General features: G+C 39.6%; 21 protein-coding genes, 1 tRNA gene and 1 other RNA gene. 13 read left to right on the top strand and 10 right to left on the bottom strand.

The genetic code is table 11. The annotated features are described in order from the left end of the window. The first annotated feature begins 430 nt into the window (after positions 1-430). The 3 genes from hisF to ACSQ6I_RS19295 all read left to right on the top strand — a co-directional run bounded on the left by hisF (position 431) and on the right by ACSQ6I_RS19295 (position 1,676). On the top strand, positions 431-1,204 hold the full coding sequence (gene hisF, locus ACSQ6I_RS19285; protein ID WP_438891912.1) for an imidazole glycerol phosphate synthase subunit HisF: 774 nt from the start codon (positions 431-433) through the stop codon (positions 1,202-1,204). Positions 1,205-1,302: 98 nt separating this feature from the next. Then, entirely contained in the window at positions 1,303-1,494 is a 192-nt protein-coding gene (locus tag ACSQ6I_RS19290) for a hypothetical protein (RefSeq protein ID WP_323314709.1), read from the top strand. Between the two features lie 109 nt (positions 1,495-1,603). Then, positions 1,604-1,676: transfer RNA gene (locus ACSQ6I_RS19295), tRNA-Ala, on the top strand. A gap of 331 nt (positions 1,677-2,007) precedes the next feature. On the opposite strand, the gene ACSQ6I_RS19300 is transcribed toward ACSQ6I_RS19295, so the two are convergent. Further along, positions 2,008-2,514, bottom strand: a complete 507-nt coding sequence (locus ACSQ6I_RS19300; protein ID WP_438891913.1) for a pentapeptide repeat-containing protein — start codon at positions 2,512-2,514, stop codon at positions 2,008-2,010. Positions 2,515-2,682: 168 nt separating this feature from the next. Between ACSQ6I_RS19300 and gcvT the strand changes: the two genes are divergently transcribed. Continuing rightward, complete coding sequence (gene gcvT, locus ACSQ6I_RS19305) at positions 2,683-3,867, top strand: glycine cleavage system aminomethyltransferase GcvT (protein WP_438891914.1); 1,185 nt, start codon at positions 2,683-2,685, stop codon at positions 3,865-3,867. An 81-nt stretch (positions 3,868-3,948) separates the two neighbouring features. Further along, positions 3,949-4,338 (top strand): glycine cleavage system protein GcvH, encoded by a 390-nt coding sequence (gene gcvH, locus ACSQ6I_RS19310; protein WP_438891915.1) that lies wholly within the window; start codon positions 3,949-3,951, stop codon positions 4,336-4,338. A gap of 86 nt (positions 4,339-4,424) precedes the next feature. Here the strand turns inward: gcvH and ACSQ6I_RS19315 are convergent, their stop codons facing one another. Beyond that, positions 4,425-5,444 carry a catalase family protein gene (locus tag ACSQ6I_RS19315; protein WP_438891916.1) on the bottom strand — a complete coding sequence of 340 codons (1,020 nt, stop codon included), beginning with the start codon at positions 5,442-5,444 and terminating at the stop codon, positions 4,425-4,427. Positions 5,445-5,522: 78 nt separating this feature from the next. Next, positions 5,523-6,266, bottom strand: a complete 744-nt coding sequence (locus tag ACSQ6I_RS19320; protein WP_438891917.1) for a glycoside hydrolase family protein — start codon at positions 6,264-6,266, stop codon at positions 5,523-5,525. Positions 6,267-6,579: 313 nt separating this feature from the next. On the opposite strand from ACSQ6I_RS19320, the gene ACSQ6I_RS19325 reads away from it, so the two are divergent. From ACSQ6I_RS19325 to queF, 5 genes are all read left to right on the top strand, one after another. Next, the gene (locus tag ACSQ6I_RS19325) at positions 6,580-6,846 is read left to right on the top strand and encodes a YciI family protein (RefSeq protein ID WP_438891918.1); all 267 of its coding nucleotides are present in this window, start codon (positions 6,580-6,582) and stop codon (positions 6,844-6,846) included. A 37-nt stretch (positions 6,847-6,883) separates the two neighbouring features. Further along, positions 6,884-6,980, top strand: an RNA gene (gene ffs, locus ACSQ6I_RS19330) — signal recognition particle sRNA small type. 25 nt (positions 6,981-7,005) lie between these two features. Continuing rightward, positions 7,006-7,389 carry a phasin family protein gene (locus ACSQ6I_RS19335; protein ID WP_438891919.1) on the top strand — a complete coding sequence of 128 codons (384 nt, stop codon included), beginning with the start codon at positions 7,006-7,008 and terminating at the stop codon, positions 7,387-7,389. A gap of 157 nt (positions 7,390-7,546) precedes the next feature. After that, positions 7,547-7,951: a hypothetical protein gene (locus ACSQ6I_RS19340; protein WP_438891920.1), complete on the top strand. Its 405-nt coding sequence runs from the start codon at positions 7,547-7,549 to the stop codon at positions 7,949-7,951. Positions 7,952-8,039: 88 nt separating this feature from the next. Further along, on the top strand, positions 8,040-8,468 hold the full coding sequence (gene queF, locus ACSQ6I_RS19345; RefSeq protein ID WP_438891921.1) for a preQ(1) synthase: 429 nt from the start codon (positions 8,040-8,042) through the stop codon (positions 8,466-8,468). Positions 8,469-8,544: 76 nt separating this feature from the next. Here the strand turns inward: queF and ACSQ6I_RS19350 are convergent, their stop codons facing one another. From ACSQ6I_RS19350 to ACSQ6I_RS19375, 6 genes are all read right to left on the bottom strand, one after another. After that, the gene (locus ACSQ6I_RS19350; protein WP_438891922.1) at positions 8,545-8,832 is read right to left on the bottom strand and encodes a hypothetical protein; all 288 of its coding nucleotides are present in this window, start codon (positions 8,830-8,832) and stop codon (positions 8,545-8,547) included. Between the two features lie 77 nt (positions 8,833-8,909). Then, entirely contained in the window at positions 8,910-9,179 is a 270-nt protein-coding gene (locus ACSQ6I_RS19355) for a colicin E5-related ribonuclease (protein ID WP_438891923.1), read from the bottom strand. A gap of 106 nt (positions 9,180-9,285) precedes the next feature. Further along, positions 9,286-9,987, bottom strand: coding sequence for a serine/threonine protein kinase (locus ACSQ6I_RS19360; RefSeq protein ID WP_438891924.1), 702 nt, complete (start codon positions 9,985-9,987; stop codon positions 9,286-9,288). 53 nt (positions 9,988-10,040) lie between these two features. Further along, positions 10,041-11,408, bottom strand: coding sequence for a cytochrome c biogenesis protein (locus tag ACSQ6I_RS19365; RefSeq protein WP_438891925.1), 1,368 nt, complete (start codon positions 11,406-11,408; stop codon positions 10,041-10,043). Positions 11,409-11,410: 2 nt separating this feature from the next. Next, a complete protein-coding gene (locus tag ACSQ6I_RS19370) occupies positions 11,411-12,151 on the bottom strand; it encodes a cytochrome c biogenesis protein CcdA (protein ID WP_438891926.1) in 741 nt (246 codons plus the stop codon). A gap of 106 nt (positions 12,152-12,257) precedes the next feature. Continuing rightward, entirely contained in the window at positions 12,258-13,919 is a 1,662-nt protein-coding gene (locus tag ACSQ6I_RS19375; protein ID WP_438891927.1) for a SulP family inorganic anion transporter, read from the bottom strand. Positions 13,920-14,417: 498 nt separating this feature from the next. Here ACSQ6I_RS19375 and ACSQ6I_RS19380 point away from each other — a divergent pair, with 498 nt between their 5' ends. Together ACSQ6I_RS19380 and nifJ are read left to right on the top strand one after the other, a co-directional pair. Continuing rightward, positions 14,418-14,861 carry a YidH family protein gene (locus ACSQ6I_RS19380; protein WP_438891928.1) on the top strand — a complete coding sequence of 148 codons (444 nt, stop codon included), beginning with the start codon at positions 14,418-14,420 and terminating at the stop codon, positions 14,859-14,861. Between the two features lie 507 nt (positions 14,862-15,368). After that, complete coding sequence (gene nifJ / locus ACSQ6I_RS19385) at positions 15,369-18,962, top strand: pyruvate:ferredoxin (flavodoxin) oxidoreductase (protein WP_438891929.1); 3,594 nt, start codon at positions 15,369-15,371, stop codon at positions 18,960-18,962. A 252-nt stretch (positions 18,963-19,214) separates the two neighbouring features. On the opposite strand, the gene ACSQ6I_RS19390 is transcribed toward nifJ, so the two are convergent. Next, positions 19,215-21,164 (bottom strand): transglycosylase domain-containing protein, encoded by a 1,950-nt coding sequence (locus ACSQ6I_RS19390; protein ID WP_438891930.1) that lies wholly within the window; start codon positions 21,162-21,164, stop codon positions 19,215-19,217. Positions 21,165-21,601: 437 nt separating this feature from the next. Between ACSQ6I_RS19390 and ACSQ6I_RS19395 the strand changes: the two genes are divergently transcribed. Further along, on the top strand, positions 21,602-21,871 hold the full coding sequence (locus tag ACSQ6I_RS19395) for a YciI family protein (RefSeq protein WP_438891931.1): 270 nt from the start codon (positions 21,602-21,604) through the stop codon (positions 21,869-21,871). Positions 21,872-22,076 lie beyond the last annotated feature (205 nt).

The following is a 22,076-nucleotide window of genomic DNA, read 5'->3' on the forward strand; positions in this document are numbered from 1 at the left end:
CCGCGATTGACAGAAGAGGGATACTTTTGCACGCGTATTTTCTACCATCTTCCGTCCGGGCAAAGGTGAAAAATTTATCGCCTTTTGCATCACAATAGAATACAGTGCCTCCAGCATAACTGGGTTGACTCATGGCTGCAACGCTTGTTAATGCTATTAATGAGGCTATAGCAAAGGTTTGAGTTAATTTTGCATATAATTGACTGGATATTTTTCCATAAATCTGGTGGTTTTGAGCGTTTTAAAGTTATTTAAACTCATAATACTCCAACAACAAGTGCTTATTAGTTCTATGGGCATCTTGCGCGTTCAACATCATACTAGCTTCATTATCTTCTGAGAGCTTGAGTGTTTTTATCCTCTTGTCACCTATTTCCCAATTACCTTTACAATTTAAATTCCGGCAATTACCAGGAGGATGAAAGTTATTATGTTATCTAAAAGAATTTTACCTTGCTTGGATGTCAAGGCGGGACGGGTTGTAAAAGGAGTTAACTTTGTAAATTTGAAGGATGCGGGTGATCCGGTAGAACTGGCCAAGGTTTATAACGAAGCCGGTGCTGATGAGTTAGTGTTTCTAGATATTACGGCGACTCATGAAGACCGGGACACGATTATTGATGTGGTTTACCGGACTGCTGAACAGGTCTTTATTCCATTGACTGTGGGGGGTGGGATTCAAACCTTAGAAAATGTTAAAGGTTTGTTACGAGCCGGGGCTGACAAGGTTAGTATTAATTCTGCGGCAGTCCGTGACCCAGACTTAATTAATCGGTCTAGCGATCGCTTTGGTAATCAATGCATTGTTGTGGCAATTGATGCTAGGCGAAGAGTTGACCCCAATAATCCAGGTTGGGATGTATATGTGCGGGGGGGGAGAGAAAATACTGGCAAGGATGCCTTATTGTGGGCGCAGGAAGTAGCACAACGGGGAGCAGGTGAATTGTTAGTGACAAGTATGGATGCCGATGGTACTCAAGCTGGTTATGACCTAGAGTTAACACGAGCGATCGCTCAATCTGTAGAAATTCCCGTCATTGCCTCTGGGGGTGCAGGAAATTGTGAACATATCCATGATGCCCTCACCACGGGCAAAGCAGAAGCTGCATTATTAGCATCTTTGTTACATTACGGCCAGTTAAGCGTAGCCCAAATTAAGAATTATTTGCAAGAGCGATCTGTTCCAGTCCGAATCCCCTGTTAATACCAAATGGAAACTAGCCACATCTCTCTCAAGTTCGACACAGTTACCCAAAACAATGTTAAGATTATATTTACTAGTATGAATAAATATTAAGAACTATGTTGATTCCTATTTTACTTTTTGATGTGGCGCTAGTAGCCTGGTCGCTGCACCTGATGGAAAAAGCCTACGAGAGCAAAGAATTTTCTCTCATGTTAGCTGGTACATTGGTTGCCCTAGCTGCTGCCGCTATGTTAGTAGTCTATTTCTTGATGGGTCATTGTATGACTTATCTGTTGCAAGTTTCTTAGACGAGTACTCACATCTCATAAAGTAAAGACATAGTTCATATTCAATATTTAATAATTAATTTATTGACAAAATACGAATAATCAGGGCATTATAGTAAATGGACTTCATGGGGTTATAGCTCAGTTGGTAGAGCGCTTGAATGGCATTCAAGAGGTCAGGGGTTCGATTCCCCTTAGCTCCATTCACTAATCTGTAAATTGAAAAAATCCCCTCAGCAAACAGGCTACGGTGTACACACAAGTCTGAAAATTCCTACTAGTACTTGGTTTCGTCATCTAGTTTGAGGTTGTGCGATCGCTCTGGAAGCCTGTCATTGCGTTCGCGTTAGCGTCTCGTAGAGAGGAAGAACGACGAAGCAATCGCAAAAGCCACCGGATTATGTGATTACTTCGCTCCGCTCGTAATGACAATTCAAGGGGTCTATAACGCCTAAAACCCTTGCAGATAGTACTTGTGTGTACACCGTAGCCACAGCAAACAGGGGGGAGGGGGGAATAAAATTAGTCTGGTTTTTACTTGCAGCCTAAAGATTCACGAGTGTCTACACCAGTTTGAGAATTGACACCGCTGGCATTTGCACAGAGTTTTTTCACCTGTGTCATATCTAAAATTGCGTTGCTAAAATCTGCACCAGTGACATCAACATCATCAAAAGTTGTGCGTAACATCATGGCATCTGTCAACACCGCATCACTGAAATCAGTATTTTTGAACCTTGCGAGATAGGCAATACCTTGCCTAAAATCTACACCATGTAGATTTACACCCTCCAATAAAGCACCGTTAAATACACCACCGCGTAAATCAGCATTGCTAAAGTTAGTATTCTCTAATTTGACGCTAGTAAACTCAGTCCCGGCTAAATTTTGACCAGAATAGTCCTGTCCACTGGCTCCTTTATTACCAATGTTACCAATAGAACTATTAACACTAGAAGAACTTGCAGCCTCTGCTGGTAAGGGATACACAAACAGCACCACAGCTAAAACAAAACTAGCTAATATTTGCCAATACTTCATAATTTCTGCTTAATAAATCTCAACACTTCCACTATTAATTATTAAACCGCACTAGGGGGTGTTGAGTAATTATCTGCTAAATTAGAAGTCATCTCGTAGGATAGATAGATATTGAGGTGCAATGCCTACGGCAAGCGTACCCGCTATCGCACGCCTAACTAACTACCTGTGACTAATCAAGAAAATATTACCTCGTTGGCAGTCGCTCATGGGGGAAACCTCCAAGACAGCGCTACCTCCAAATCTCCAGCGCGAACCCCTTTATATCAAACGGGTGTAGAACTCAAAGCCCGCTTCACCAGTTTTGGTAGCTGGGAAATGCCCTTACAATATAGCGGTATCAGCAGCGAACACGCAGCCGTTAGAAACAAAGCCGGGATGTTTGACATTTCCCACATGGGTAAGTTTACCCTTCAAGGTAAAACCCTCATTGACCAACTTCAGAACTTAGTTCCCTCAGACTTGAGTCGCTTACAACCCGGTCAAGCCCAATACACAGTATTGTTAAATGCTCAAGCCGGAATTATTGACGACATCATTATCTATTACCTAGGCAAAGACAGCACTGATACTCAAAACGTAGTCATTATAGTCAATGCCTCAACCACCGATAAAGATAAAGCATGGATATTGGCACATTTAGACCCTGATACAGTCCAATTTCAAGACCTGTCACGGCATAAAGTTTTAATTGCCGTGCAAGGTCCAAAAGCTACCAGCCATCTTCAGTCCTTAGTATCAGCAGATTTAACACCAGTCAAAGCCTTTGGGCATCTAGAAACAACCATTCTGGATCAACCCGCCTTCCTTGCCCGTACAGGCTACACTGGGGAAGATGGCTTTGAAGTCATGGTCAATCCAGAAGTAGGGGTAAAATTGTGGCATCGTCTTCATCATCTTGGTGTCATCCCTTGCGGACTCGGTGCCAGAGATACTCTGCGTCTGGAAGCAGCAATGGCGCTTTATGGTCAAGACATCGACGATAATACAACACCCTTAGAAGCTGGTTTAGGTTGGTTAGTTCATTTAGATACCAAAGGCGATTTTATTGGACGTAGTGTTTTAGAACAACAAAAAACTGAAGGAGTGCATCGTAAACTCGTAGGTTTACAAACCCAAGGTAGGAATATTGCCCGTCATGGCTACCCAGTGTTATCCTCAAGTCAAGTTGTTGGAGAAGTAACTAGTGGAACTCTCTCACCAACACTCGGTTATCCCATAGCCTTAGCTTACGTTCCTACCCAATTAGCAACCGTCAAACAGCAACTAGAAGTGGAAATTCGGGGTAAAGCGTACCCCGCAGTAGTTATCAAACGTCCCTTTTATCGCTCAAAAAATCGTGTGACTAATTGATAACCTTTGAAGGTTTTAAGGAATAATGTGTTTTGGGTTACTGTTGTAACACTAATTTTTGAACGTGGAAGAGGAAGTTTTATGTCTTTTGAATATCCGCAAGATTTGCGATATCTAGATTCTCATGAGTATGTACGCCTAGATGGAGAAATCGCTACTATTGGTATTAGCGAGTTTGCCGTAGATCAATTGGGTGATATTGTATTTTTAGAACTACCAGAAATTGGTGATGCTATTAGTCTGGGAGACACGTTTGGCACAATAGAATCAGTGAAAGCCGTTGAAGAACTCAATGCACCAATCACAGGTACAGTAGTAGAACGCAATGAAACTTTGATTGAATTTCCCGAACAAGTAGCAGATGACCCCTATGGTGAAGGTTGGTTTATCAAAGTGCGTATCAATGACCCTGGTGAACTTGAGGAAGCCATGACAGCCGATGAATATCGGGCTTTGGTAGAAGGTGAGTAAATAATTCCAATTTCACCATATTGTCAATGTAGAGATGTTTCGAGAAACGTCTCTACTTAAAAGCTGTTTATAAAATACCTAGATTACTACTGTGGAGGATCTTGAACATCTGTATACGGTTGCGGCTCTCTCAACAGTTGAGCAAGTTGTTCTCGGCGAGATTTTGCTAGTTCACTGTATAGCTTCTTACGAGAAAGATTCACACTGCCAACAGGTTCATGTTCTAGCAAAGTATGCCAAGGTGTAAAGAACATTCCTTCGTCTAATCGTTTGCGCTCTTCAAAATCAAATCTTTGGCTGGGAATGCGAACCGTTGCGACTTTAATTAGAGGTGAATCGGTTTCTTGCCATTCATGAATTAAGTTTTCGATTGGTGTTTTATCTTCATCTACATAGAGTTGAATAAAAAAATCAAAATAGATATCTCTTTCATCCTCTGTTAAAGACTTCACCATTGCTTCCCGTAAGTAATTCTCAGATTCGGGTAATGTTTCAGGAGGAGTTTCCAAATGTTGAGATTTGACTGTCATTTTCACAACGTGACCACCAAATTTAAATGGAGCCATACTCCAGTATTGGATTAAAAGTGGATTGCTCACTTTCCGACTGGTGACTTCTTGTATAAGCGCAAAACAAGGAGCTAATTCTTGCATTCGTTCTGGCGTTAGTTGTCCACTTCCTGCTCTAAAAATATCGGCATAATCACGAATATCTTTAGCAAAGAAAATCGGGTAACTATTGAGTGTAAAGTCCTGGGTTTTTTCCTCATCATCCAGTATTTTTTGCCCTTCTACATTCATCACCTTGATAGCAATACCTCGAACATCAGGCTGACTATCTGATTTGAACTTTCCTCGTTTTTCAGGTGCGCCGCCACTGGAAAAGCGAATCCAAGCGGGATAGGTTTGCTGTGTTTTGAATAGTCCTACCCTGAGATTTTCGGGAAGATCAGGTTCAATGATGAACTCACCCCAAACTAGTCCATGACTTTTGCTATGAATTTGACGCTGGTCTGGGCCTGTTTGCTTTTGAGCTTGCAGGCTAGTAGCAAGAACCTCGTTGGTCATTGCTTCCTGTTCAGCACTGGATACAGTGGGATGATTCATTGGGCGATACCTACCTACTTTAGTTATCTTTGTTGGTCTGGGAATTCATACACCCTTAATCTGGGCTATTACGCACTACTAAATTATGGGTTTCAAAAACAGTTTAGCTTCTGCCAGCCTTCTCCGCCTTAATCCTGCTTCAACATTGCTACCTGGGTTTCTGTACTTAACAAATGTCTCTTCAATTTCACTCCACTGTTTATTTTTCAAGACTCTGGTGATGCTCTCGAAGTTAGGCGCACCGTAAAAATTAGCACCTAAGTTGTAACCAAAACTTAATAAAGCTCCTTGCTGATTAGGGTTCAACTCATTCCATACAGGAATTTTTTGCAGACTTGGTAAATAGTTATTTTCTAGTTGAGAAATCAAAAGTTCTTCTGCTTCTTCTTTGGTAATTTTTTCACCTAACTGCCATTCACTACCATCTTTTTTGCGAGTAGTTCCCCAACCAATAGTGATAGGTTTATCACCACTGTTTGGATCAGGATAAGCCTCTAAATATAACCCTTCAAATTCTTTGACAAGGGCAATTCCTGAAAGCGGGAGTTTTCCAGATTTACCACCATAAAAGTTTTGATTTAAGTTGGCAATAGACTGATTTAAAGCATTCTGAGTATTCATTCCCACAATTCCATCAGCTTCAAGTCTCTGTTGTTGTTGAAACTGTTGCACTGCCGCTAGAGTTTTGTTACCAAAATCACCATCTATCAAACCTGGATCTAGCTTGAGCGCTTTTAATATTTGTTGTAACTGCTCAACTTTTACACCTTTTGAGCCTAGTCTGAGAACTTGATTAGGATTGAGAATTAGTTCTGTGATCATGATGCTATTGTGGTGGAATTAATTTGAAGAAACCTGGCATTTCCTTATTATCTATTATTGGTATATTGTAATAATTGAATAAAAATAAATATTCGTAACCATTTTTTAATTAAATTTTGCTCAACAGCTACAAGACAAACAAGGAAACTCTGATTGAATATTCTAGCGTTTACCGTCGTGAAGCAGTAGCGTTTCTAGAAGAGTTTTGGAAAATGCATATTTATATTCGGTCGATGTCCATTGTCATGATCATGCAAATAGATAAAAATCAAGGATATGATAAATTATTCCCAATTCCAAATATAAAATTGATATGCCTTGGTTTGTAAAGATTGAAGCAGGTAAAGTGGATAAACCCACCTTTGATCAATATGTACCCGCCCACACAGCCTATGTACAAGACTTGATAGACAAAGGACACAAAGCTAAAACAGGCTATTGGGCGCAACGAGGAGGGGGAATGATGCTGTTTGAGGCAGCGTCAATGGATGAAGCACAGGCTATAGTTGCTGGTGATCCCTTGGTACATAACGGTTGTGTCACTTATCAGCTTTACGAATGGCGAATTGTTATGGAATGACACACAATTACTGAATTTTCATGTTATGATTACTTTAGACCTGGATCTATGCAACTTCAACGCCCAAATCTTGTCAGGACCGGAAGGTAGCAGCAATAAGGGATGCTTGTGGTAGGCGTAGTCTCCGGGTCGCCCCATTTTTAGGAGCGCTTTGCAGCAATGCCTGGTTTTGGAGATATTGTTCAAAAAGCTTTTTACCTCGGTGTAGGCTTGGCTTCTTACGCTGGTGAGAAAGCAGGGGGGAAATTAGCCGAACTGCGATCGCAAGTCCAAAAACTAGCTGATGAAATGGTGGCTAAGGGCGAAATGAACACCGAAGAAGCTCGTCGTTTCGTCGAAGATATGATGAAGCAAGCCCAACAGCCCCAAGCACCTGGTGATACACCTGAAAAAACAGCCCCTTCGGAACCTCGTCGCATCGAAATCTTGGAGGTAGATGAAGAACCAACTGTTAAACAAGAACCAACTGGAAATGTTGATCATTTACGCCAACAAGTACTAGAATTGCAGCAAAAGTTAGAGCAACTCAAAAGCGATCAGTAAAAAATTACTTTTTACTTTGAGGACTCAGCAAAAGTTATCAGTTGGCAATGACGCTATATGCACAGCTTGTTTTATGTGCATTTCCTATTGTGTACACTAGCACTTACAAGCAGGTATATCAAGCATCCTGTTTGTAGCCATTAAGGCAGTTAAGCTTATGGAACCGTGGCAAAAAGATATATTTGAAATCATTGAAACTTTGGCTGATGAAGTAGAGAGCTTCTTCCTAGTAATGAATGACATGGTAGATTCATTTTTTGAACTGACGGAAGAAATTACCGAACAGATACACAATAGCATTGCTGCTGACATTGACCAGTACTTACAGGAATTAGCCGAACCGCTGCTGGAAGTTTACTGGGAATTGGAAGACGTGGTAGGAGATGTAGATCCCGGCTTTCCTTATGCAGTTGAACCTACAATAGAAAAAAATGCTGCTTGTATGGGTTGTAGCAACTATCATGGACAAGTTTATAGCGGTAACTTGCTAGTTTGTGCTATGCATCCCCACGGTTGGGATGATGCGAATTGTCCAGACTGGGAAAAGAGTACTGAGTACTGAAGTATTGAGTACTCAGTACCGAGTAACGAGTTAGCAATCAATGTTAGATTAGAGTTTATGAATCTCTGCATTTTTTTGACTAAATTTTATGAGTAATACTTTACCTGAGACTGTTACCCCAGCATACCCAGAAATGAAATATGGTGAACGCGAGATTGCAGAAGGGAAATTAATTACATTCCCTAACCCGCGTGTGGGTAGACGCTACGATATTAGTATTACCTTGCCGGAATTTACCTGTAAATGTCCATTTTCCGGTTATCCTGACTTTGCGACTATCTATATTACCTATATCCCTGATGAACGGGTGGTAGAATTGAAGGCTTTGAAGCTGTATATTAATAGTTATCGCGATCGCTATATTTCCCACGAAGAAACAGCAAATCAAATCTTAGATGATTTTGTTGCTGCTTGCGAACCCTTAGAAATAACAGTGAAAACAGATTTTACCCCCCGTGGAAATGTACATACTGTGGTTGAGGTAAAACATATAAAAGAAAAAGACGAGATTTTTTAACCCAGAATCGTTTTGTAGTGAGGGCTTAAGTCACCACTACGAACGTTTTTGACTACAACTTTCAGAATATAGCAATTTATTCATCTAAAACAAAAGAAACAAAAGCAGTTCCTTCTGGTAAATTATGAGTAATAAATTGTTTAGCTATAGACACGCTTTCTGGAATATTATCAATTTCACTTAAATCTAATGAACCAGGATCTTCGGCAATTTGATCATTAAAATAACACCATAAATTTACACCTAAAATTAAAATATCTCTAGATTCAATCTCTTTAATAAAGTCAAGTGCATGAGTAGGAGTTAATAACAATTCTCCAGCTTTAATGAATCCTGTTTTTTGATATTCATCAATTAATTTCATATTTCTCACTCCTTTTTGAGTTGTTAGTAAAAAATCATTTTAGTTTCTTACTCAATAATTTAATTGAATCATTTAGTTTAGTATTGTTTTTCAATCCAGTTAGGATCATTAATATCACTTACCTGAACTACATCACTTGTCATATCGTTACAAACGATATACGAACCATCACTACGATAATAAACGGTAGCAGGATCATCTTTTCTACTTCCATCTATATTATACCTTCTATCTCTTGTTTGTTCAGTTTTGTCAGGATTTAAGTAAACTAATTCAATTATTTCTGCTGTCCATCCTCTTTTACTCATTTGTTTTTTGATTTTTGCTCCAATTTTTAATTTTGCCATTTTTATTTAATTTACTTGATTTTTACATTGGTTTTGTTTAGCAGATATGGGAACCATAAATGATAGCTGAAAAATTTTAAGTAGTGTAGGGACAATACCCACCCCATTAATTTTTCAGAGATTTCCGATGACGTAATCTGTTAATAAATTTAAATACCTTACCTGCAAAAGAATTTACAAAGCGGTAGGTTTTGCGAACCCTATCTAAAAGTGGATAAGGTACTCGTAACCGCAAAGGATAGAAAATCGGCAAATATATCAAATAATAAGCCTTTTTCAAATTATCCCATTTTGAGCAATGTTCCTGGTGCAGAAAATCAGAAATATCAACAACTAAACCTCTCCCCTCAGACATCATCACATTTTTACCATGAACATCATGAGGGTAAAGTCCACGAGTCCGCGCATAGTCTAAAGCACTATCAATATCTCTGATTACCTGGGGAGGAATACGCAAACCTTTGTGAAGACAGTCATAAAGGGTAACACCATATAATCTTTTTAAGACTAACAAGCCTTCTTGAGCATAAAAACACTCAGAAAAAGCCGGGTGAGAACCAAGACGACTGTAAACTTCTAATTCCTCCTCAAAGCCAGGACGACCGGGTGCATAAATTTTAACCACCAAGTCCGGGTATTCAGGATGATAAACTACTGCTGCGTAGTTTCCTGTACCTAGTAGTTGCCAAGGCGCGGGAATATGGCGTACTTGTGCTGGGTTGTGAGGATGGACACTTTCCACAATTAACTGTGGGATCAGTTCTTGGTGGATACTTGCAATCAGTGACTGAATATTGGATTTATTCATAGGAATAAAATACACCACTCAATTGCTATTATGCCCCAATGATGAAGAAAAAATTATTTTTTTACTGGGTTAGTCAGTTGATCTAAAATCCCTAAAACCTCTCTTTCAAAAGCAACTTGAGCGCGGTTAGTCTTACCACCTACATAGAGCATATCGCCCTTTTGTAAAGCCCAAACTTGGGAATGGGAAAAATAACTCATCACAACACCCAACATCAGCAAAGCGAACCCTGCGTAAACAATGGGGATACCGGGATCAAATTTAATTTGTAAACCTGTACTACCAACGACAGCAAGAATTTTCAAATTGATTCCATTCACTGGAATAGACATTCCTGCACGAACAGTATTAATTAATTTGCCTTGAGCATCATATATTAATACCATACCTTGCAAATCTTTTGCCAGCAGAGATACACCTTCACTTAAATCAGGTTTAGTGGGAATCCAAGTTCCCCAAATTCGTCCTTTCCCTTTGGTGTCTAACTGCGCCATAGGTAATTGAAAAATTGGACTTTTATTTAATCTCACACGAACGCTAGAAATTCCCCAATCAGTTTGATAAAAAACTACGCCATGATAACGCAGAGGTTGGTTAACATAAATCTTCTCATGGTCAACTTCTTTACCCTCATTATTTAACACAGACAGATCAGAATAAAATTGGTCAATTCCCCCTGTAGGAGTGTAATCAATCCAAAACCGATTTACACGCACAGACCAATCTTTCAACACATCTTGAGATGACCAAGGGCCAGCATCAATCAAATTTTTGACTTGAAAAGTTTCCCCACTAGAAATCATTTCTTGAGCCATAAAACCTGTCATTGCACCCCAAATTCCCCCTAAGAGGATAGCGACGATACCAATATGGACAATAATTGGCCCAATGCGTCCGACTATACCTTTACGGGCGTAGAGCAGATCATCTTTTTCCTGAAATATCCGATAACGTTTTTCTTGTAATATTGGCGTGAGTGATTGCAAAGAACTGGCATCTAATTCTGCACTCAAAGCTAACTTTTGAAATTGTCTAGGTTCTTCATAATATTTCCAGCGTTGTGCAGCTTTTAAAGCTGGTAATTGCCGGGTAAAAGTGCAAGCAGTTAAACTGGTTCCAAATAAAACTAATAAAGCTAAAAACCACCAAGTTCGATATACGTGATCTAACCCCACAACCTGAATTACTTTCCAAGATAGGAAACCAAATAAAGCGGGATGTTCAGGATAATTAGATTGGTAAAATGCTGGCAACTGTCCCTGTTCAATTACCGTACCACTAACGCTAAATAAGGCAATTACTAATAATAGGATAATTGCCAAACGTAAATCAGTTAATACAGGCAAAATCTCACGCCGGATAAATCGCCAAGGTATTAACCACCAACTTAATTCTGTGGATGTTGTATTATCTAAAGTCATGCCTATAAACTACCAATGGGGATGCGAGAAATTAAGGAAAACACTCCAAATCCTACTAATAATGCACCGCTAATAGGATTAATCCAACCAGACCAGCGACGCAATTCTAATAGTTTTTTTATTGACGCAGTGAATGTACCTGCTAAAATTAATGGGGCTACATATCCGGCTGTGTAAGAAAGTAATAAAATAGCACCTAAAATTAAATCTTGGGTATTAGCAACCCAACCTAATAAACTAGCTAAAACTGGTGTGCTACAAGGTGAAGCGACTAAACCAAATGTTAAACCGATGGAATAGGAACGGACTCCGGGAGGTAAATCTTGGGAAATCCAATTTGTTTCGTTCAAAGATGGAAATTGTAGAGGTAAGGCTTCTAATAAATTCAGCCCCATAATAATAGCAATAATGCTGACAATAATTGGTAAACCAATTCCCACTTGACCGTAGACTTTTCCAACTAAACCTGCAATAATTCCCATTCCTGCTAATGTGGTTGCTAATCCCAAGGCAAACCAAGTAGACTGTGCGGCGGCTTGTAAGCGGCTTTTGGCTTCATAACCACCGATATAGCCGATGGTAATTGGTAACATGGATAGCATACAGGGCGTAAGGCTGGTAAGCAAGCCAGCCGCAAAGATGATGCCAATACTCACGACGCTGAGGTGGGTGAGTTGGTTAGCAACAAGGGTGTTGGCAAATTGTTCAAGTTCGTAAATTCGGGAAGCGAGAGTTTCTAGCATGGGTATGTTTGCGGGAATGCTTGCTCTGCTTGCATTTTAGCTTATTTTGGGTTGTGGAGTTGGGAAGAATGGCGAATGCTTTCCTCTGTAGGTTGTACCAGTGGCGTTAAACATACTCCTGAATTTCTATTTCTGTATTGTTGTTAACTTCAGGGCTAAGGGAACAAATAGCGTCTGTAGTTGTTTCAAAACAATTTGACAACCCTATTTTTGCTAATAATCCTGATCTTTGTAATAGCTGTTGGACTTGGGGTTGTAAACCGGTGAGAATCAAGCGGCAATTGTGGCGTTTTAAGTCTTGGTAAATATCCTCTAGGGCTACTAATCCAGTGGTGTCCATATTCGGCACAAAGCGCAACCGTAGAATCAAATATTTTACTTCTGGTTGCTCCCGTAGGAAAGTAACAAATCTTTCCGCAGCACCAAAAAATACAGGGCCATCTACGCGATAAACGGCGATTTCTTTGCCTAATTCAAGGGGAATACCGGGGGGGAAAACTTCGGTTTCGGGAATTTTGGCTAGGCTTAAATCACTCATGCGTTTGATGAACAAAGCACCAGCGGCAATTAAACCGATTTCTACTGCGAGAACTAGGTCAAACAAGATTGTCACCAACCAGGTGAGAATCATGACAGCAAAGTCAGAGTAGGTGGCACGAAATAGTAAGCTGATGGCTTCCCATTCTATCATCCGCAAGCTAACTACCATGAGAATGCCAGCTAGTGCAGCTAGGGGAATCTGTGAAGCTAGGGGTGCTAAAGTTAGGATGATGATGGCTAAGGCCACGCCATGAATTACCCCAGAGAGTCGGGTTTTGCCACCAGAACGGACATTGACAGCAGTTCGAGCGATCGCACCTGTAGCGGGAATGCCGCCAAAAAATGGGACAATAATATTGGCCAAGCCTTGACCAATTAATTCGCGATCGCTATTATGTTTCTCACTCACCGTCATGCCATCAGCCACCACCGCTGACAACAATGATTCAATACTCCCCAAGGCCGCTAAAGCTAAAGCGGGATTAATGAGTTCACGAATCAGACTAAAATCATTCCAGTGGGGAATCGTTTGTAACATTGGCAAAGACTGGGGAATAGCCCCAATTTTCGGCACATCCAGATGAAAATAACTGGCGATACCAGTTGCCAACACTAACCCCACCAAAGAGCCTGGTATTGTATTATTAATTTTAGGCCAGAGTACATTTCCTGCGATCGCTACCACTACTAACCCAACTGCAGCCCAGTTTACCGCTTCTATATGACTCACGGTTTGCCAAATTCCCGGCAAAAAATGGTCGCTGCGGGGTAGTTTTAAACCAAAGAAATTATTTAGCTGACCACAAAAAATAATGACCGCGATACCATTAGTAAATCCTGCTGTCACGGGATAGGGAATAAATTTCACTAGCTGTCCGAGTTTGGCTACCCCTAAAGCAACCTGAATAACTCCAGCCATTACCCCAGCAATCCAAACCTTCTCAATACCGTACTTGGCGACAATTCCCACCAAGATGACGGCCATTGCACCCGTAGGGCCTGTAATTTGTACTGGTGATCCTCCAAAGATTGCCGCTATAATACCCGCAACAATAGCGGTATATACTCCCGCCTTTGGTTCCACACCGCTTGCTACTGCAAAGGCTAATGCCAAAGGCAAAGCTACCACAGCCGCTGTCAGTCCTCCTGTTAAATCACCACGCAGGTTACTAAACAAACGACTGATCTGGAAAATATGCGGTTCTTGAATGGCTTTAGATTGTGTCATATTGTTCAATTAAACTCTTGTACACAATTTGTGAATTGATGCAGAGATAGTAGATTTATTTTTCAAATATAGGAAAGAATATCAGGTTAAAAAATATCATCTACTTTTAAAGTCTCGCAGATAGCTTAACACCTATAAATAGGAAAGCAAAATTTTTTTGCAAATCTCATTTGCCTCTGTGCCTTATCCAATCAAGGATACAGAATTAAAAATGCGACATTAATTTTACACAGATACTTAAGATTCAGCAGTAAGCTAACATTAGTAAATCCTCAGTATAGTTATCCTTTTTTCGTGGGGATTTATTCATGAAATTGATAACATAGTGAAATTATTGCACCGCTGAATACTTTCTCTCCTTGACCACATATGTTATCTAACTGATTGATGATAAATTATTGATTATTTGTAAAAATTGCTGGCACAATTGCAACTTATAAATTGTTATGTTATGGCTACATCACTGTTCTATATTAGATAATTACGGAATTTTATTTTATGAGCAGTAAATTGCCTAATATTGATCGTATCCGAGAACATCAAGCAAACGAGCGGACTTTTCTAGCTTGGTTACGTACTTCTATTGCCTTAATTGGCTTTGGTTTTGCGATCGCTAGATTTGGTATATTTTTACATCAAATTAATGTTGCTTTTACACAACAGGAAACTACTGTAAACCCCTTAATTAATTCTGAAAACTTAGGCATTTTTTTAGTAGTTTTTGGTATTCTTACCATTGCTTTAGCCGCATGGAGATACAATCAAATTTTTCAGCAAATTGAACAAGGAGACTATAGACCTAAACGTTTACCAGTTTTGATTATGACTGGAGTAGTTATGGTTTTTGGTTTACTCAGTCTTCCTTTACTCTTAATGCGAAATCAAATACCTCAGCGTCCATCTTCTGCACCTAAACAAAATCAATCTTTTCATATTCGTTAATTTCAAGACTTACGCAACTGGCACATTATTAGGGTGCGTCAGATTTTAAAAAATCTGTTTATTTGTAGTATTTATCACGTCTGATGCACCCTACAATTTAAAATTTAATTTTAGGATCTCGGTAAGTGATAACTTATATTTCTTGAGTATAAATGCAGGACAGATAAATCTAATTATACCTCGCAAACCTGGAAAATTCCCAACTACTCTCCTCTCCTAAAAAATCTCCCGCACCTCTACCCTATAACAATCATCAGACCTTGATAAATCAAAGATGATAAATATTGAGTACAACATTAATATTGATATAGATAGGATATTTACCACCTGCTAAAATTTAAGAGATTGGCTAAAAGTCAAAATAATTCGTAATTAATAATTATCAATTCATAAAAATGTAGAAAATATCACAAAATAACTTCCTGACTTTAGCTATTTTCAATGCTTATATTTTTGGTTTCTCTACATACAGTTTAAACAACCAGAGAAGAGATAGGAAGGAGAATCATGAACAAATCTTTTGCCACAATTGATGGTAATGAAGCCGTTGCGCGTGTAGCTTACAAATTAAACGAAGTAATTGCTATTTATCCTATTACCCCATCTTCTGCTATGGGTGAATGGGCTGATGCTTGGATGTCAGAAAATAAACCGAATCTTTGGGGTACTGTTCCCAGTGTCACCCAAATGCAAAGTGAAGGAGGGGCTGTTGCTGCGGTACATGGTGCATTACAAACAGGTTCATTAAGTACAACTTTCACTGCATCTCAGGGATTGTTATTAATGATTCCTAATTTATACAAAATTGCAGGTGAATTAACAAGTGCAGTAGTTCATGTTGCAGCACGTTCTTTAGCTACTCATGCTTTATCTATTTTCGGTGATCATAGCGATGTCATGGCTGCTAGGGCGACTGGTTTCGCTTTTTTGTGTTCGGCTTCTGTGCAGGAAAGTCATGATTTTGCATTGATTTCTCATGCTGCAACTTTAGAAGCAAGAGTACCATTTATGCACTTTTTTGATGGGTTTAGAACATCCCATGAAGTACAAAAAGTTGAGTTATTATCAGATGAAGATTTACAATGTTTTATTCCTCAATCTTTAGTATCTGCACATCGTCAGCGTTGCTTAACACCAGATAAACCAGTATTACGAGGAACAGCCCAAAATCCTGATGTTTACTTTCAATCCCGTGAAGGTGCAAATCCTTATTACAATGCTTGTGCTGATATTGTCCAAAATATCATGGATAAATTTGGGGAACGCACAGGTAGATATTACAAACTTTATGAATATCATGGCGCACCGGACGCAGAAAGAGTAATTGTGATTATGGGTTCTGGGTGCGAAACGGTACATGAAACTGTGGATTATCTAAATAAGCAAGGGGAAAAAGTCGGAGTTTTGAAAGTGCGGCTTTATCGCCCTTTTGATATAGCCAGATTTATAGAAGCTTTACCTAATAGTGTCCAATCTATTGCTGTTCTTGATAGAACTAAAGAACCGGGAAGCGCTGGAGAACCATTATATTTAGATGTAGTGACAGCTATTTATGAAGGATGGAAAAAAACCACATTCCCGAAAATAGTTGGTGGCAGATATGGACTGTCTTCTAAAGAATTTACTCCTGCAATGGTGAAGAGTATTTTTGATAACCTCACCCAAATTAAACCCAAGAATCATTTTACTATTGGTATTAATGATGATGTGACTTTCACATCTTTGAATTTTGATGCCAATTTCTCGACAGAACCAGATAGTGTAGTTCGTGCTATGTTCTACGGCTTAGGTTCTGATGGTACAGTTGGTGCAAATAAGAATTCTATCAAAATTATTGGTGAAGGAACAGATAATAACGCTCAAGGTTATTTTGTCTATGATTCCAAAAAATCGGGTTCAATGACTGTTTCTCATCTGCGGTTTGGTGCTGGGAAAATTCGTTCAACTTACCTGATAAATCAAGCTAATTTTATTGGTTGTCATCATTGGGGATTTGTTGAAAGTATTGATATTTTAAAATCCGCTGCGCCGGGGGCAATTTTGTTGTTAAATAGTCCTTATGATGCTGATACCGTTTGGGAAAATATACCACTAAAAGTACAACAGCAGATTATTGACAAAACCCTGAAAGTGTATGCTATTAACGCTAGTCAAGTAGCGAAAAATAGCGGCATGGGTAGAAGAATTAACACTATCATGCAGGTGTGTTTCTTTGCTTTGGCGGGAGTTTTACCAGAAAAAGAAGCAATTGCTAAAATCAAACAAGCCATAGAAAAGACCTATGGTAAAAAAGGTGCAGAAATTGTCCGTATGAATCTACAAGCTGTGGACAACACCTTAGAAAATCTCCATGAAATCAAAATTCCCAAAAAGGAGAATTACCAATTAGCAATTAGCAATTACCAATCACCAATCACCAAACCCGAATTTGTCGAGAATGTTCTTGGAAAAATTATGGTATGGGAAGGTGATGATTTACCTGTCAGTGCTTTACCTGCTGACGGAACTTTCCCTAGTGGAACTGCAAAATGGGAAAAACGCAATGTTGCGGAAGAAATTCCGGTATGGGATGAAGATGTCTGCGTTCAATGTGGGAAATGCGTGATGGTTTGTCCCCATAGTGCAATTCGCGCTAAAGCTTATCAACCAAGTGAGTTAGTTAACGCACCGATAACTTTCAAATCAACTAACGCTAAAGATAAGGATTTTGCTAACCAGAAATTTACCATTCAAGTAGCACCGGAAGACTGTACAGGTTGTACTATCTGCGTTAATGTTTGTCCTGCAAAAAACAAAGCGGAACCGACACGGAAGGCTATTAATATGAGTCCGCAGTTACCATTGCGGGAACAAGAACGGGAAAACTGGAATTTCTTTTTGAGTTTACCAAATCCCGATCGCACAAAGTTGAAGTTAAACCAAATTCGTCAGCAGCAATTGCAGGAACCGTTGTTTGAATTTTCCGGTGCTTGTGCTGGTTGCGGAGAAACGCCCTACCTTAAATTATTAACACAATTATTTGGCGATCGCTCTCTCATTGCCAATGCGACCGGTTGTTCTTCCATTTACGGTGGAAATTTACCCACAACTCCTTGGAGTCAAAACGCTGACGGAAGAGGGCCAGCATGGTCTAATAGCCTGTTTGAAGATAACGCGGAATTTGGTTTTGGTTATCGTCTCTCCCTCGACAAACAAGCGCAATTTGCAGCAGAGTTATTGCAACAATTCAGCGGTGAGTTAGGGGATAATTTGGTCAACGGCATTCTCCACGCTGAACAAAAAGATGAAGCTGACATTTGGGAACAACGGGAACGAGTCGCAGTTCTCAAACAAAAGCTAGAAGAGATTACCAACGCAGATGCACACAGATACACGCAGATAGAAGAAAATAATATCCGCGTTAATCAGCGTTTATCTGCGTTTGAAAATCTTAAATCCTTGGCTGATTATTTAGTCAAGAAAAGCGTTTGGATAGTTGGGGGTGATGGTTGGGCTTATGACATTGATTTTGGGGGGATTGATCATGTTTTAGCCAGTGGTAAAAACGTCAATATTCTTGTTATGGATACAGAAGTTTATTCTAACACAGGCGGGCAATCTTCCAAAGCAACTCCCAAAGGTGCGATCGCTAAATATGCAACTGGTGGAAAACCTGCACCAAAGAAAGACTTGGGTTTAATGGCCATGACTTACGGTAATGTCTATGTAGCGAGTGTGGCATTAGGTGCGCGAGATGAACATACACTCAAAGCATTTTTAGAAGCGGAAGCTTTTGATGGGCCATCTTTGATAATTGCCTACAGTCATTGTATTGCTCACGGTATTGATATGACCACCGGTTTACAACAGCAAAAGGCTTTAGTAGATGCAGGAAGGTGGTTGTTATATCGCTATAATCCTACATTGCAGACACAGGGTAAAAATCCCTTACAATTGGATATGAAAGCGCCTTCCGAGTCTGTAGAAAAGTCAATGTATCAAGAGAACAGATTTAAGATGTTGACGAAGAGTAAACCGGAAGTTGCCAAGTTGTTGTTAGAACAAGCGCAAATGGAAGTTAATGCCAGATGGGAAATGTATCAATATTTAGCGAATAGGTAAATAGCTCTTCCCATTTTAGGTAGCCAGAGTCTGCCTAGCAAGGTAAACAGCCGCAGTGTGGGCAGGTTTTGTCTAACTTCCAATTGATTGCAAATGGTTGTAAACTGCTACACCATAAAAAACTACCGTCTTCTCAATTTACCAGGACTCACGCACTGAAACGGAAAACTGTCATTCTGAGCGCAGCGAAGAATCTCTCCAGAAGTTGAAACGCCTATTCTACCGTTCTCAACTTGGCTGAGTGCGTAAGTCCTATTTACGTGGCTTAGTCTTTTTAATTGGCTGAGGGCGAGAAAACTTAGAAACTGGCTGGAATTTCTCTACTGGTACATCTTGCAGCGCCTTCTCCATAAAATCGCGCCAAATCGGAGCAACCATACCACCACCTGTAGCAAGGCGAGCTAACTGTTTATTATCATCTCTTCCCACCCAAATAGCAGTTGTTAACTGAGGTACTGTACCAATAAACCAGATATCTTTTTCTGAAGAAGTTGTACCAGTTTTTCCCGCAGATGGACGGCTTATAATCGCACCTCTACCAGTTCCTTCTTTAACTGCCGATTGCATCACATCTAAAATCGCAGCTGATGCCCAAGGATTAAGAACTCGCTGCGGCTTTGGAGTATTATCGAGCAAGACATTGCCACTACTATCACTGACACGGACAATAAGCGTTGGCGACGATTTCCAGCCATAATTAGCAAAAGTCGCATAAGCACTAGCTATTTCCAGTGGTGTAACACCAATTGCACCTAATGGCAAAGAAGTGACAGGTTCCATCGGACTCATAATTCCTAAAGTACGGCAAGTCTCGATAACTTTATTGATTCCTATCTGTTGACCAAGCTTAACTACAGGAACATTACGAGATAGCGCCAAAGCATTACGAATTGGGATTGCACCCTTAAAACTATGATCGTAATTGCGTGGAGAATAGACACCTCCTTCCACATCAGGGTAGGTAACTGGGGTATCGAGTATGGTTGTATCTGGAGTAAACTTACCACTAGCAAAGGCAGTATAGTAAACAAATGGTTTAAAAGCCGAACCAGGCTGACGCAGTGCTTGAGTTACCCGGTTAAATTCACTGGATTTTGAATCGACACCACCTACCAATGCTTTGATAAATTGAGTGCGTGGATCAATTGCAACTAAAGCCATTTGATTTTTATTTAACCCTTGATTTTCAAGAGTTTTATGCCATTTATTGATAGTTGCTTCTGCCATTATTTGCAAGTCTGATGCTACCGTAGTTTGCACACGCATTCCACCTTTAAATACTGCATCATGCCCAAACTTTTTAATCAATTCCTGTTTTACAGCATTGGTAACATCAGGAAAAACACTACCTTGAAATGACTTGATTTGACCAAGTTTAATTTTTTGTTGAATAGCATCATCATATTCTTGCTGGCTAATCCATTTTAATGCCCGCATTCTTCCTAATACTTGCCTTTGTTTCTGTTTAGCCAAATTCATGTTGACAAAAGGGCTAAATTTTTCTGGAGCTTGAATCAAACCTGCCATCATTGCTGATTCACTCAAAGTCAAATTCTCCACCGATTTATTAAAGTAGGTCTGTGCTGCTGTTTCTACACCATAGTTGTTATGACCCCAATAAACTTGATTGAGGTACATTTCTAAAATCCGGTCTTTACTGAGAATTTGCTCTAAGCGAATGGCTAATATCGCTTCTGCTATTTTGCGGCTTAAAGCACGCTCCCTAGATAAAAAAAGATTTTTCACCAGCTGCATGGTGATTGTAGAACCTCCTTCTTTGACACCACCAGCTACCCAATTGACTACAGCCGCACGTCCAATTCCTCCGGGGTCAATGCCGTGATGATTGTAGAAATAATTATCTTCACTGGCTAATACTGCGCGTTTTAAATTGGGGGGAATTCTATCTAGTGATACAACTTTTCGATTGGCTTCTCCATGTATACCTACTAGCAATTTGCCGTTAATGTCATAAATGTAAGTTGTTTCTGCTGGCAAAAAGTTGACTATATTTTTAACATTTGGTAAATTGCGGCAACTAATAGCTAGGCCAATTAGTCCTCCTACAATCACAGAACTTGCCAGCATTCCGATTGATAATAGAGTACTACCAGTAATCAGACCTACTTCTCTCCAAAACTCAAAACTAGGTGAAGTCTGAAATTCTGACTGTTTCTGTTGAAAAGTTTCTGATGAAGACATGGTGTTTTTTTTCTTTACTTCTAAAGAAAACGATAATTTGACAATTTATTTAATGAAACAGCAAAATATTTAATGTAACAAGCAAATCAGTACTTACTCAACTAGTAGTCTGTCAAGAACTAATTGACGAATAAAAAAATCTTTCTTCTTCCTTCTTCCTTCGCGCTCTTTGCGTCCTTCGCGGTTCGTTTCTTCCTTATCCGTCAAAATATATTTGACAGACTACTAGCATCTGAGTTGGGGTACGTAAGTCATAGAAAATATAACTACTTATCTCATTGTGATTATTTTCAAAACTTTTACCTCTGACAAAAGTTATAAAAATAGAATCAAAAGTTAGGGATGCAAACTGCTATGAAATTTTTTCAGTTTTCACAAATCAAAGTATACGAAAATTGCGGTATATTATTATTAATCAGTAGAAGTAACTAGCAATCATGACTAAATATATAATGTGGGGAACTTACTGCGAAGACGTGTTAGAAAAACGCGATCCCTATCGTCAAGCCCATTTAGAAGGATTAGCAAAACAAAAAGAATCAGGTGTTTTGATTACTCTTGGCCCTACTAAAGATGTTACTAAAGTTTTTGGCATTTACGAAGCCGAAGATGAAGCTACTGTCCGTCAATTAGTCGAAGCTGATCCCTATTGGCAAAACGGCATCTGGACAGAATATTTTATTAAAGAGTGGATTCAAGCTTTTTAGTTTCTAATCATTATGTTACAGAAGACATCTAGCAATTGGTTATTATAGATTTGTTCTTCTTGTGAAACACCGCTACATCTCTTGGAAATTAGCGGTATATAGCGGTTATCGGTTGAGTGAAGTACAAAAACCCCACCCCCAACCCCCTCCTCCTTCCGGATTCACCAGTCGCCTACGGTGGGAAACCCGCCAACAGCGCTGGTTC

Source organism: Anabaena sp. WFMT, from assembly GCF_051781005.1.
Taxonomy (GTDB): Bacteria; Cyanobacteriota; Cyanobacteriia; order Cyanobacteriales; family Nostocaceae; genus Anabaena.